Genomic DNA, 13,259 nt, shown 5'->3' with positions numbered 1-13,259 from the left:
ATGCTAAAAAAACTATCATATACAATACTGTTTGCATTGGCACTGAGCTCTTGCAGTGATACTTTAGACGATATAAATAAAAACCCAAATGCAACTGAAACTCCGTTAGCGCCTTATTTGCTAACAGGAACTTTAAAACAAGGTGCCGATTTGTATTGGGGAGATGCAAATAACTTTAACTCGACTTTATTATTTGCACAGCATTGGGCAAAAATCCAATATACAGAACCAGATCGATACGATGTTTCGAATGCTTCTTTTACAACATTGTGGGATAAAGGATATTCGACTCTAATTACAGATTTGAATACCATTTTAAAATTTCCAGATGCGCAAGCTAACTCTAATTATAAAGGGATTGCTTTAACACTTCGTTCATGGACATTTTTATTGCTGACTGACGCTTACGGAAGCATTCCGTACAAAGAAGCGGGGCAAAAAGTTACTCCAGCGTACAATACTCAAAAAGAAGTGTACACAGGATTATTGGAAGATTTAAAAGAAGCACAATCGCTATTAAATCCTGCAAACGGAAGTGTTATTGGAGACTTGGCTTATAAAGGAGATATTTTGAAATGGAAAAAACTGGTTAACTCGCTTCGTTTGCGTATTGCTTTGAGAATTTCTGACAGAGAACCTGCTTTGGCCAAACAAACTGCTATTGACGCTACAAGTGATGCGGCAGGTTTAATAAGCAGTAATACCGAAACATTCCAGTTTGTTTATACCAGTTCGCCACAGCAAAACCCTGCTTCAGCTTGGTTTGAAACTAGAGATGATTTTCGTATCTCGAAAACTATGGTCGACCAATTATACGCATTATCAGATCCGCGTTTACCGGTTTTTGCACAATTGCCATCAGATGCAAGCGTAGGTAAATATGTTGGAGGAGCAAACGGATTATCCAATAGTGATGCAAACAGCCAAGGTTTTGCTAAAACATCAAAACCGGGAACTTATTTTCTTACATCGGCTTCACCAGCTGTAATTGCTTCTTATTCAGAAACTCTGTTTAATCTTGCAGAAGCGGCTGCACGCGGTTATATTTCTGGAGATGCAGAACAGTATTATAATAATGCGATTACGGCTTCTTTGAATCAGTTTGGAGTTACCAATGCAACAACTATTTCTAATTATCTGAATCAGGCAAGTGTAAAATACGATGCTTCAAATTATGCTAAATCGATTGGTACGCAAAAATGGATTGCTTTCTTCGGACAAGGTCTTGATGCTTTTACAGAATGGAGAAGATTGGATTATCCAGTGTTAACAGCTGGTCCAGCTACTGTTTTGGACGGAAAAATTCCTTCGCGTCTTTTCTATCCTGGTACAGAACAGTCATTAAACGGAGCTAGTTATCAAGCCGCTGTTACAGAACAAGGAAAAGATTTATTGACAACCAAATTATGGTTTGATGTGAAATAAATTCGAATTTTAATAAACAAAATTTCATCAAAAAAGCCCTGAGTCTTAATAGATTTAGGGCTTTTGGTTTTAGAAAACATTTATAACAGGTTTATTTTTGGGCATTAAAAATGGTCAATTAGAAAAACAAATAAATCTACTTTAATTAAAAAACAAAGACATGCTATTTTCCATAGATTAAAATAGCACTTGTAAAATAAAATCTTTATCTTTAACTAGTTAGTATATCGGTTTATATGTGTTTTTTACTGTTATACTTTTTGTAGCTGTTTAGGTTAAGGACCCCATATTTTCGTAAACAGTATATTCTAAATACATTCAAACAATTTCAGAATTTATCTGAATAATAAGTTTTTATCTCATTTCTATTTTATCCTGTTGTTTTTAGTTAAACAGCATAGAAGTCGCTAGTTAAAAGTAATTTCAATTAAAAGAATACTAAATAGATGCATATAAGACTACATTTTCTAAAACCTTTTATTTTGTTTTGCTTTTTGTTTGGTTTGGAAACAAAAGCGCAGACCACTTCTCTTGAAGAATGTTTTTCTTTAGCAAAGCAAAATAATATTACTATCAAACAAGCAAAATCTGCATTAAAAACAGGCGAATATAATCTGCAGGCCGAAAAGAAAGGCTATCTGCCAAAAGTAGATCTCTTATCGAGTTATTCCTATTTAAGCAGTCCGCTAACGATAAATTTGCAGACCGTTAGAGACGGAGTCGTTGAAGGTTCGTCTAAACAAAGTGTCAATACGGCAAACGAAATCTATCATGAAATTACAGGAGGCAATTTGTCTCAGGCTGCACAAGACCGTATTTATAATGCTTCAAAAACGGTTATTGGAGGTATTTATCCCGATTATAATCCGAGTTTAAGCAAGCAGTCTTATTTTGTTGCTGGAGTAGGTGTGCGTCAGCCTATTTTTCTAGGAAATAAAATAAATTCGAGTATAGATTTAGCTCAATCAGTTGCAAATTCGGCGGGAATTGGAGTAGAGATTGCGGGTAAAGAAGTCGATTTTTTAATTGCAATTCAGTATTTAAGAATATTGTACCTCAACTCTTTAATTAAAAAGCAGGAACAAATTGTAAGTGCTTTAGACAAAAATAGAAACTACGCCGAAGAATTGGTCAAAAATAAAATACTGCCTCCGTACCAACAAAACTGGACCAATGTGGTTTTAATTCAAGCGCAAAGTCAGTACAACAATATCAAGATGGAAAAACAAAATGCCCATCTTGAACTGAATAAACTAATGGGAGTTGATCTTGACACCACAATAGTGATTTCGGATACTTTAAGATATGCCGAAATCAACCTAGAAAAACCTATGAAAGAGTATTGGCTTACTAATCCAATTTACAGAATTGCAAACAACAAAATCTCTTATGCAGAAACTGCAGAAAAAATCAGTAAATCTATGGCTTTACCTAATGTTTTTGCGATAGGTAATTACAATTTATATCAGAAAGATTTGCCAGTTTCTATTCCCGATTGGTTCGTAGGTTTAGAATTGCAATGGACTTTGTATAACGGGCAAACCAATAAAAAGACTTTAGCAGCAAAACAGCTTATTGAAGAAGCCAAGTTAGGAGAGGAGAATTCCAGTCTAATGCTTCAAGTGCAATCAAGAGTGGCAAAGAATAAAATGAGTTCGCTGCAAAATGATGTTATGGCTATGGATGCGGCGAGAAAAGAAGCCAATACGACCAGCAGCTTAATTACCAAGAGAATGAACAATCAGCTTTCATCGCCAAAAGATGTAAATGATGCTTTGCTGGTAGAAACAGAAATAGAAAAAGGGTATTATACCGCTGTTTTAGGATACTACTTAGCATTAGCTGAATATTTTAATAGTTTAGGAAATCCAAGTCAAATAACGCAATTTATTAAATAGATGAAAGATATATTTAAAAACTACTGGGCGCTGATCATTCCAATCTTTGTAGTAATAGCAGGACTGATTTTTTTCTTAAAAGACAATAACAAAGAAGACAACAATTTCATAGGAATGGTTGATGCAACAAGTGTGGATGTTGCAGCCGAATTCCCAGGAAGATTAGATTCGTTGCTTGTAAAACAAGGCGATACTGTAAAAACAGGACAATTGCTGGCTGTACTTCGTTCTAACGAAATAAACGCCATAAAAGCGCAGGCATTATCGGCAATTGATGCTGCCAAAGGACAACAGGACCTACTTACACAAGGAGCAAGACCAGAATTGATAGAAGCGACTTCTAAACTTTACCAAATTAGTCAGGAGCAATATAAATTGTTTAGCACGACTTATGATCGTATGGAACGTCTGTATAATGAAGATGTAATATCAGGACAGGAAAAAGATGTTTTCTATTTTAAATTTCAAGCGGCTAAAAAGGAAATGGAAACCGCTCAGTTAAATCTTCAGATGTTAAAAAACGGAACTCGACCAGAATTACTAAAAACCGCAAATGCTATTGTAAAACAAGCGGAACAAGCCTATGAATTAACCAAAGCGCTTGGAGATAATACAAGAGTTTATGCTCCTGCAGATGGCGTAATTTCTAATTTGGTTACGCATCAGGGCGAAATTATTTCTATAGGATATCCGATTATGACCATAGAGAAGAAAAACTCCACTATAATTAAGTTTAATATCAGACAGGATAAATCAAATCTGCTTAAAGTTGGAAGCAAAACAGCGGTTAAAGTTCCGGGTTGCGAGCCAGAAACGTTTGATGCCGTTGTGCATTCTATTGCGCCAACATTAGAATTTGCCAATTGGGTTCCGTCCAAAGATAAAGGAGAATTCGAACTGAGAACTTTTACGATAGAAGTAAAACCGGAGAATCTTGCACAAATTAAAGGACTTCGTTCTGGTATGACTGCTTCTTTAATTCTTCCTCAATGATTTTGATGATAAATATAATTATTAGAGAATGGAAGCGCATTCTAAGTCTAAAGGTGTTTTATTTGGTAATGCTTGTAGTTCCTGTCGCTTTGTTTTTCTTCTATGCTCTTATTTACCAAAAGCAGGATGCAAAGAATTTAGCATTTGCAATTTGGGACGAAGATCAAAGTGCCATAAGCCGAGAGCTGATTTTTTTGTTAGAACAGAAAGAAACGCTGCAGATTACCAGAAGAGTAAGCAGTGAAGCCGAGGTTAAAAAATTGATTCAAGAAGGGAAAATATTGGGTGCCGTACATTTTCCTGCCAATCTGCAGAAGAATATCTACAGCCGACACCCGAGCAATGTGACTTTGTATACCAATGCCGCCGCGCTTGTTCCTGCTAAGTTAGTTTATAAGGCTGTCGCCGAAGTTGTAATTACAGGAAGTACAGGCGTAATTTTGCAGAAATTGGTAAAAACCGGAATGAAAGCTGATCAGGCAATGGCAATTGCAAATCCGATAAGTTTGAGAACCTATCAGCTTTATAACCCAACTTACAATTACCAAGAATATTTGGTTCCAGGATTGATAACTGTGGGAATGCAGATGATTTTGATTATTAGTTCTATGCTAGCTCTAAATTATGAATGGGTTACAGGAACGATGCAGGAACTTTACGATTCATCAAAAGGTTCTGTTGTTGCAGTAATTGTGGGAAAAACAATTGCGCATCTCAGCATCAGCTGGATTAATTTTCTCATTATTACAGGAATTATTTTTACTTTTTTCGATATTGGTGTTCCTGCAGCTACGGGAAAGTTTTTTGTACTATACACCATGCTTTCTTTGGCATGCATTGGTATCGGAATGTTTATATCGGCTTTGTTTAAAGACGTTATGCTTTCGGGAGATGTTGCTCTTTTTTATACTTCGCCCGCTTTTGTATTTAGCGGATTTACTTTTCCGAGATGGGCAATGCCTTGGTACGACCAGTATTATGCGCTTATTATGCCTTATACCGCTTTTTTAGACGGTTTTTTTAAGGTGTATTATATGAATTTGCCTTTGAGATATGCTCAAGGAGAAATGGCCAAACTCTTATTGTTTTGTCTGGTAATGTATCCGACAGCGATGTTGTTGTTTAAACGTCAATTTAATTCGATTAAAGATGAAAAAAAAACCGCAACAATCGCTGATTAGTCTTTTCCTAAGAGAAGCTTCGCAAGTAGTAAAGGACCATAGTTTGCTACTTACACTTCTTATTGCTCCTTTGCTTTATGCCTTTTTTTACGGAAGTATTTATATCAATAAAGAAGAATTTGATGTAAAATTGGCCGTTGTTGATGATGACGGCTCGAGATTATCGCGTTTGCTGCAGCAAAATATAGACGATTCTCCAATAGTAGAATTGATTCATTTTTCGAATTTGGAACAGGCAAAAGAACAGATGTATCAAGGAAATTGTCAAGGATATTTTTATATTCCAGAAGGAACAGAAGCCAATTTATTGAGTTTAAAACAAAGCAATGTGGTATTGGCAATCAATGCTGCGAGATTTCTTCCGTCGAGTGATTTGTTATTGAATGTACAGCAGATATGTCTGACCGTTGGAGCAGGAGTGAGGCTTCAGTACTATCAGAAAAAAGAAGGTATGAGCACTACTATTGCCATGGAAAATGTGATGCCTGTAAATTTAGATTATCGCCCTTTATTTAACGAAAGATCCAGTTATGGCGCCTTTTTATTGCCCGGATTACTGGCCTTGATTTTACAGCAGACCTTGTTAATTGGTTTGTGCGAAAGCGTCGCCGGCGAGCGTCAGCGTTCTCGATTAAGTGAATGGCTGGGTTCTGGCATTTCTAATGGTATTTGGGGAAAAGGATTATTCTATTTAATACTTTTTTCTTCGTATGGTTTTTTCTTTTTAAATGTAAATTACAAACTGCTTAATTTACCCATGAGAGGCAGCGGGTTCGAATTAAGTTTATTACTGCTTTTGTTTATCGTTACTTTAATTCCAATGGCTCAGTTTATTGGTTCGCTTTTCAAATCGCAATTGCTTTGTCTGCAGATGATGGCTTTCTCCACTTATCCGATTTTCTTGATTACAGGATACAGCTGGCCGTTTGAATCGCTTCCGCTAGCATTGCAGTGGCTGTCTAATCTTTTGCCTACAACGCCATTTATTGTTTTGTATACCGCTATTGTACAATCGGGTGCCAGTTTATGGGACAATCCTTCTGTTTTACTGCATCTTATTCTGCTTTTTGCTTTTTATAGTACAATCTGTTTTATTCGCTTAAGATATTTGAAAAAGAGTTATGAGTTATGAGTTAAGTGTGTTGCGAATCATTATGCATATATTTAAAGCATAGCCCGTGGTTTCAACCACGGGGACACGGGTGAAATGTTTATAAACCAGTTATTAATTTGAATTGGCTACAGCTTTAGCTGGAGTTTAAATAAAGAGAATCAAAATGGCTTCAGCCAAACATACGCGATTTGGCTAAAGCCTTGTTATTACAATCATTAAATACCTCCAGCTGAAGCTGGAGTCTATTCATAAAAAAGCTCAACTTAAAGAGTTTTGAATTGCGAATGATTCTTAAATCTAATTAATCTGCTCAATCTGCGAGAGAAAAAATAAACTAGTTTGTAAAGCCTATTTAAATCTTCAGAAAAACAAATAAAAAAAGCTGGAATAAATCGCATTTTACGATTTGCTCCAGCTTTTGAATTGATTTAGTTACTTGAATTTTTATAACACGACTAACGGAGAAATTACACCAAGCATAATTTTTCCAGTATTGTTATTAGATTGTCCCAAGCTTGCTTTCGAATAATCACTGTAATCGTACCATCGAGCTACATAAGTGGCAAAAAACTTCAAGTTAAAGTTTTTGATTGGATAAAACTCTACTGTTGGAATAACGCCCCAAGCGGTACGAATTCGGTTTGAACTCACATTTGGATCAGGAATTTCTTTCCATGAAGCCTTGCTTACCATTCCGATTACCGTAAGTTTCCACTGTTCATTTAGAGAATATACAGTTCTAAGCCAATGTTCAATATAATATACATTTTCTGCTGCATGATCTAAAACAGTGTCTGGAATAATATTGCTCACAACTCCTGTTCGATCCAGATCTTCACTGCTCCATTTGAAATCATATTGAAAAAGCCATTTTTTAGTTCTAAACTGATTACCTAATGCTGTATAATACATATTTACAGGTTTTCCATTTTTTGTGGCTTCCTGAAAAATACTGAAACTGTAAATGGTTTTAAACTTTCCATCTAAAAAGCTTCCGTTCCAGTTTCCTACATATGCAGCAGGAAATTTTGCCTCTTCAACATTGGGTACATTTTGATACAGTTCAGAGAAAGTTTTTGTTCTCGAATTTAAAATCTGTCCAGAAAAAACATGATTCGCATTTAGTTTCCAGTTTACCTGAACCCCAGTTAAAAAGTTATCTGAATTATCGACAATATCATTATACTGATAGATATCAATCGGATTCATATCAAACTCATAACCACCCCAGTTTGCTGTCATTTTTCCGATAGCAATACTGGTTCTGTTGGATATGTTATACCCAATAAAAGCCAAGTCTGTAGAACTGCTGATGTTGTCTGTAGATTGAGGTTCGGTTTCTTTAGTATATCGGTCTCTAAACCTAAAAAATACTTTGTCCTTATAGACTTTCCCTTTTACTTCCAATCTAAACTGGTTTACTTCAAATTTACTGCCAGTATATTTTCCGTCGTCGACATAGGTATTAAAGCCTAATTGAGTATTAAAAATTAAATCAACATTATTGAGCAAATCAACTTTGGTCGCTTTTATCAATGGTGTTTTATGATTTAAGATGGTATCAGTCTGTTTTTCCTGCTGTGCATAAGCGCCAGCTACCAGAAAAACGCCCAAAATTATTGAAGTTAAGATACGCATAGTTTACAATTTCAATTGGGTTAATACTCAAAGAAGTATTCTTGGAGTTTTTTACTGTCAGTAGTTTGTGTAAGTCCCAACATTAGTAGAATCCTCGCTTTTTGCGGAATTAAATCATCTGCGACTATAGTACCAAGCTTTTGATCATCGGTTTCGTCAAATAAAGTAACTCTTCCAGATGGTACTCTAGAAGCTCTCGCTACTGCAATACCTTTTTTAACGGCACTTGCTACAGCATCAGAGTTTACTTTGTTTAGATTTCCGTTACCCAAACCACCAGTTACAATTCCTTTTACTCCAGAAGCCACATAAGCATTTAGTGCAGTTGCAGGAGCATCAGCATACAATTCTACTACAGCCACATCTGGTAAAGTGGTTAAACCTGTAATATCAAAAGGAGTGCTTTTGTTGGTTTTTCTTATCGGACTTTCGTATAAAGAAACTTTTCCATCGTAAACCTGTCCAATTGGACCGCTGTTTGGAGCAGTAAAAGCATTTAAGTGTGTTGTGCTGGTTTTTACAGCGTTTCTTCCCGTTAGAATATATTCATTAAAAACCAATAAAACACCGCTATGTGCTGCTTGTTTCGAAGCTGCTAAAGTTACTGCATCATATAAATTTTTAGGTCCGTCAGCGCTAATGGCTGTTGCAGGACGCATAGAACCTGTAATAATAACAGGTTTGTCATATCTTACAGTAAGCGATAAAAAATAAGCTGTTTCTTCCTGCGTATCGGTTCCGTGAGTAATTACGATTCCGTCAGCTTCGTTATTTTTATAAATCTCGTTGATTCGTTTATTCAGCTTAATCCAAATGTCTACCGTCATATCCTGACTTCCTACATTTGAGATTTGTTCTCCAGAAATCTCTGCAATTTTGTCAATTCCTGGAACCGCCGCGATTAAATCTTTAATTGGTAATTGTCCCGCAGTATAAGCAGAACGATCTGCTGAAGCTCCTTGTCCTGCAATTGTTCCTCCGGTTGCAAGTATCTTGATTCTAGGTAATTTTTGAGCATAAATACCTGTTACTAATAAAACCGATAATAATAATGTAAATAAATTTTTCATAGATCAGATGTGTTTAATTTAACTTTTATTATTTTGTTGAGTTCTCCCAGCTGGTTACATATTCCATTAAAATTTTACGGATGTTTTTTCCAAGAATTAAGTAGCTATCGGTTGGAAGATTGGCAAGAGAAACTCTAATACTCCATTCAGGTCCGGCAAAACCACCACCATTTAAAAGTACAATTGCTGTTTTTTCTGCTAAACGGAATAAAACATCAACAGGTTCAAAGTTCTTTTTCAGCCAATTCGCAAAATCATCTCCGTAAAAATGTTTTGCAGCTACCATAACATCAATTTCAGAATAATATCCTGCACGCATTGGATCTTCAAGAATTGGAACTTCTAGTCCTTCCCATAATAAGCTAAGACGTTTTTGGATAATAGATTGCGTAAGCGTTTTATAAACATCTTGAGTATCTAATAAACAAAATGCAGAGAAAAGCATCATTTGAAATTGCTGAGGTAACGATAGTCCTGCTGTGTGGTTTAAAGCCACTTGACGGCTATCGGCAACAAGTCTGTCAATAAACTTGATTTTTTCTGGCTGTAATGTCAGAGAAGAATAACGATCGTGCAGTTCTTTTTTGTGAGCAGGACTTAAATTGGCAATTTTTTTATCGAAAATATTGTCCTGATGAATGGCAATTGTTCCAAGTCTCCAGCCTGTACAGCCAAAATATTTTGAGAATGAATATACTGTGATGGTATTTTGTGGAATAATAGCCATTAATGATCTAAAATTATTTACAAATGTGCCATAAACATCATCTGTAATCACCATCAATCCAGGATTATGATTTTTTACAATATCAGCAATATAATTGAGTGTATCAGTACTCATTGCAGAAGATGGCGGATTGCTCGGATTTACCACAAAAGCAACTTTAACCGCTGGATCTTTAAGCTTGTCTAATTCAGAATTTGGATATTGCCAAGTATGAAAACCGTTTTCACCAACTCCGCTTGCTTCTACATAAACAACATCAAATTTGTAACGGTCTAATTCTGGAATTTCAATATAAGGGGTAAAAGTAGGAGTAAGCAAGGCTATTTTATCACCACGTTCGGTAAGGTGATTTTGCATAAGCGAATCAAAAATATAACACATTGCGGCAGTTCCGCCTTCAACGGCAAAAATATCAAACTTGCCTTTGTCATTTCCTGCGCCACACATTTCTTGCACCAAATAGTCATGAACAATAATTTCTATCTGACTTAGCATACGATCAGGAACAGGATAGTTAAATCCGATTACAGCTTCTATCCATTCACGAATCCACGCATCACCATCAAACTCATGTTTGTCTATACCATAATGATATGTTTTGCCTAAAAGCGATGCAGCAGGACTATCTTTGTGTTTAGCCAAAAATGCTTCAAAACGAGAAGCCACGCCGCTTTTGTTTTGTACAATTCCTGCGAGAATACCTTGTTCTTCCATAACATTACGACATTCTTCTAATGCAAATTGTCCGAATAGGAAAAAAGCCTCTCTCGGAACTGTCGCAATCCAGTTTGGGTTTCCTCTTCCCGCATTAAGCGTTATCGCTGTCGATTTAAGCGCGCTTTCTTCTGCCAGATGAATTAATTCGTTTTTAATTTCAAATGGACTGAGGGTCTGAAGTGTTTTTTCTACCTCTCTTGATGTTTTTATTTTTGAAATATCAATTGCCATAACTAAAATGTTTAGAGATTATATAAAAAATTCGACTAACTCATGATTAAAATAATGACGACGCCCCATATAATGAGCAGCGTATTCCCGACGGCATAGGTCACAGTGTAACCCAATGCAGGGGTTTTGCTTTTTACAGCATCTTGTAAAGCTCCCAAGGCCGCTGTAGTAGTTCTTGCTCCAGCAGCGCATCCTAATGTTATAATAGGATGGAATTTGAAAATATATCTTCCGATAAAAAGCGCTAGGATTAACGGAATAGCGGTTGCGGCTGCACCGGCAATGAAAAGTCCCCAGCCAGCTTCTTGAAAACCTACAATGAAACTTGGTCCCGCTGTAATACCCACAACGGCTATAAAAATGTTCAAACCAACATTATTCATAATCCACAAGGCAGGTTCTGGAATTCGGCCAAAAGTAGGATGCTGACCTCTTAGCCACCCGAAGAAAAGTCCAGATATTAAGGCACCTCCACTAGTACTAAGACTTATAGGAACTCCGCCAACTTTAATCGTCAGAGCGCCAAGCAATCCTCCCAATACAATTCCTAAACCTACAAAAGCCATATCTGTAGTATTTGTAGGGCGGTCAGGATATCCAATATGTGTTGCTACTTGATCTACGTCACGTTTAATGCCAATCAGTTCAATCATATCTCCTTTTTGAAGAACAGTATTAGGTAATATAGGCATCTGAATCCCTGATCGTTTTAGAGATCTTACCACAACACCATGCATATATTTTAAATGACGTAAATCGGCAATGGTTTTGTTTATGACTTCTTTTTTTACAATTAATATGCTTAAAACTTCTACTGGAAAATTAAGAAGCTCGATATCCAGAACTTCTTTTTCATTCACCGCAACATAGTTCATCATGTATTCTCTTCTTCCGCCAAGAGCAACAACATCATTTTCTTTAATTACAAATTCTGGAGTAGCATCTATAATTTCTTTTCCTCTTCGAATTCGTTGTATAAATAAACGTCTGTTGTTTCTTTCCAACTCGTTTTCAACTTCTGCAACTGTTTTGTTATTGGCATAAGAGTGACCAGAAATTTGATAAGCATTATAAATTACACGATCATAAGCAGAGGCAATACTTGGATCATCTCCTATGGCATCTCCTCCAAGTTGAATCTCAAGTTCTTTTGCTTTTTCTACTAAGTTTCCACCTAATAATTTTGGTCCAATAGAAGCCAATAACCAAGCAGAACCTGCCGTTCCGAAAATATAAGTTACAGCGTACGCGACTGGAATTTTATTAATTAAAGCCGTTTTTTGATCAGCCGGAAGATTTAGCTGATTGATCGTGTCTGATGCAACACCAATAACCGCAGATATGGTTTGAGAACCCGCAAGCATACCAGAGGTTAATCCCATATCGTAGCCCATAATTTTACCTATTAGGTACGGACATATCAAACACAAAACACAGACAACCGCAGCATAAAGCATTTGAGGGAGTCCATCTTTTTTTAAACCTCCAAAAAATTGAGGTCCAACGCTATATCCTACAGCGAAAAGAAACATGAGAAAAAAGACCGATTTTACATTGGGAGAAATCACAATGTCTAATTGTCCGACTAAGACTCCCACAAGCAAAACACTAGTAACTGTTCCTAAAGAAAAGCTTCCTATTTTAAATTTTCCGATAAAATAGCCTAATGATAGTGTGAGAAAAACTGCCAGTTCGGGATAATCTTTTAATGTAGTAATAATCCAATCCATAATTATTTGTTTTTAGTTTAGATATATCAATAATTGATTATGAAAATCGAGGAGTAGGAAAAGATCTGGGAGAGAGGCGTTTAAGAACGAATTGTTTAGGTCTTTCAAAAATATACCATAAAGTGAGAATAATTGCATAAAAGTAGAGGTGGACATGTTCCAAGTTATAATTTGAAACAAGAAAACTTGAAACTTAACATTTTGAATATGAGTTAATTTGTGTTGAGCTACTTAGGTTTTTACGGATTTTGGGAAATAAGTATGAAGTTTAGAAAATTATACTAAAGAGAAAATTTTTAAATCGATCAGCGTTTTTCTAGAATTAAAATTCAAAAATGAGCGATTAAGAAAACTGTATTCTCGTTGCATATTATAATTTGCAACCAGTTAAAAAAATCTTGCTTTCCTATAAATTGTACTTTTCTCTATCAAAAAGCCTCTTAATTCCTGAAGTTATCAGAAGGGTAGAATTATTAAAATTATTTCTGCTAGAGCTTTTTTGCCCAGATTTCAAACAAACTACATTTAATTAAAA

General features: G+C 35.9%; 9 protein-coding genes. 5 read left to right on the top strand and 4 right to left on the bottom strand.

The genetic code is table 11. The features are described from left to right. The 5 genes from LPB248_RS01025 (at position 1) to LPB248_RS01005 (ending at position 6,629) form a co-directional block, all read left to right on the top strand. Complete coding sequence (locus LPB248_RS01025; RefSeq protein WP_177209759.1) at positions 1–1,425, top strand: SusD/RagB family nutrient-binding outer membrane lipoprotein; 1,425 nt, start codon at positions 1–3, stop codon at positions 1,423–1,425. 446 nt (positions 1,426–1,871) lie between these two features. After that, positions 1,872–3,323, top strand: coding sequence for a TolC family protein (locus LPB248_RS01020; protein ID WP_177209758.1), 1,452 nt, complete (start codon positions 1,872–1,874; stop codon positions 3,321–3,323). Next, a complete protein-coding gene (locus tag LPB248_RS01015) occupies positions 3,324–4,316 on the top strand; it encodes an HlyD family secretion protein (RefSeq protein ID WP_177209757.1) in 993 nt (330 codons plus the stop codon). A gap of 5 nt (positions 4,317–4,321) precedes the next feature. Further along, on the top strand, positions 4,322–5,497 hold the full coding sequence (locus LPB248_RS01010; RefSeq protein WP_255462980.1) for an ABC transporter permease: 1,176 nt from the start codon (positions 4,322–4,324) through the stop codon (positions 5,495–5,497). After that, positions 5,466–6,629: an ABC transporter permease gene (locus LPB248_RS01005; RefSeq protein WP_177209755.1), complete on the top strand. Its 1,164-nt coding sequence runs from the start codon at positions 5,466–5,468 to the stop codon at positions 6,627–6,629. The genes LPB248_RS01010 and LPB248_RS01005 overlap by 32 nt, the downstream gene beginning before the upstream one ends. A gap of 426 nt (positions 6,630–7,055) precedes the next feature. On the opposite strand, the gene LPB248_RS01000 is transcribed toward LPB248_RS01005, so the two are convergent. The 4 genes from LPB248_RS01000 to aspT are packed head-to-tail and all read right to left on the bottom strand — an operon-like array spanning position 7,056 to position 12,724. Beyond that, complete coding sequence (locus LPB248_RS01000) at positions 7,056–8,249, bottom strand: porin (RefSeq protein ID WP_177209754.1); 1,194 nt, start codon at positions 8,247–8,249, stop codon at positions 7,056–7,058. Between the two features lie 20 nt (positions 8,250–8,269). Then, positions 8,270–9,319, bottom strand: coding sequence for a type II asparaginase (locus LPB248_RS00995; protein WP_177209753.1), 1,050 nt, complete (start codon positions 9,317–9,319; stop codon positions 8,270–8,272). A gap of 28 nt (positions 9,320–9,347) precedes the next feature. Further along, entirely contained in the window at positions 9,348–10,994 is a 1,647-nt protein-coding gene (gene aspD / locus LPB248_RS00990; protein ID WP_177209752.1) for an aspartate 4-decarboxylase, read from the bottom strand. 35 nt (positions 10,995–11,029) lie between these two features. Continuing rightward, positions 11,030–12,724 (bottom strand): aspartate-alanine antiporter, encoded by a 1,695-nt coding sequence (aspT, locus tag LPB248_RS00985; RefSeq protein ID WP_177209751.1) that lies wholly within the window; start codon positions 12,722–12,724, stop codon positions 11,030–11,032. Positions 12,725–13,259 lie beyond the last annotated feature (535 nt).

Origin of the sequence: Flavobacterium sp. LPB0248 (genome assembly GCF_013388355.1) — a bacterium.
In the GTDB taxonomy this organism is placed as follows: domain Bacteria; phylum Bacteroidota; class Bacteroidia; order Flavobacteriales; family Flavobacteriaceae; genus Flavobacterium.
Note: the sequence above shows the minus strand (reverse complement) of the source record. Positions and strands in the feature narration are given on the sequence as shown.